General features: G+C 52.0%; 1 protein-coding gene. It reads left to right on the forward strand.

What is annotated here, in order from left to right; all coding sequences use genetic code 11:
- Window positions 1-754, forward strand: a 754-nt coding sequence (locus NM10_RS12715; RefSeq protein ID WP_147675896.1) for an IS701 family transposase, incomplete at both ends; no start/stop codon positions are given.

Consider the following 754-nt stretch of genomic DNA (forward strand, 5'->3'; position numbering starts at 1 on the left):
CTGATTCCGGTCGGCTTACAGAATGAACCGGTCTTTCTCAGTGTCGATGATACGACGGTACCGAAATTCGGCAAGAAGTTCGATGCTGTTTCTCTGTTGCATGACCATGCCTGCCATACAGGCAAGCCTTACGTAAATGGTCATTGCTTCGTCAGTTTGACACTGAGTGTCCCTGTCCTGAACCAGCATGAAGGAAAAGCTCCGCTTATCCGTTATCTGGCGGTTCCCGTAGGGTACCGGATGTGGACGAAAGAGCAGACCAAACTTGAATTAGCCGGTGATCTCATCGAGGAGGTGATGCCCTTACTGAAAGACCGGCAGGTATTACTGTTCTTTGACAGTTGGTATGCCAAAAGCACGTTGATAGAGCGGGTTTTGCAATATCCCCACCTGGCCTTCATCTGCAATGTCCGCAGTGATTCAGCGATGTATGAATTGCCGCCCTTGCCTAACGGCAAGCCGGGACGCCCGAAAAAACGAGGAAAGCGGCTTCATCTGGATGATTTCAACTTGTCCTGGAATATGGATGGCATGCAGGTCGGCCATCGGATTGTTTTGACCCATATCTGCGGGAATCGCCGTATCCACGCCTATGTCAGCTGCACTACATCTGGCTCCCGGCGGCTTTTCTTCAGTACCTTGGACCCCGGTGCCCTGCATATGAGCTGCGCCTGGCAGGAACGAAAGATCCTACGGGACGCACCGGCAGAAGGCATGGACTATTATCCTTTGAAGCTGTACAAGCTGCGTCTGA

Source organism: Megasphaera sp. NM10, from assembly GCF_000417505.1.
Taxonomy (GTDB): Bacteria; Bacillota; Negativicutes; order Veillonellales; family Megasphaeraceae; genus Megasphaera; species Megasphaera intestinihominis.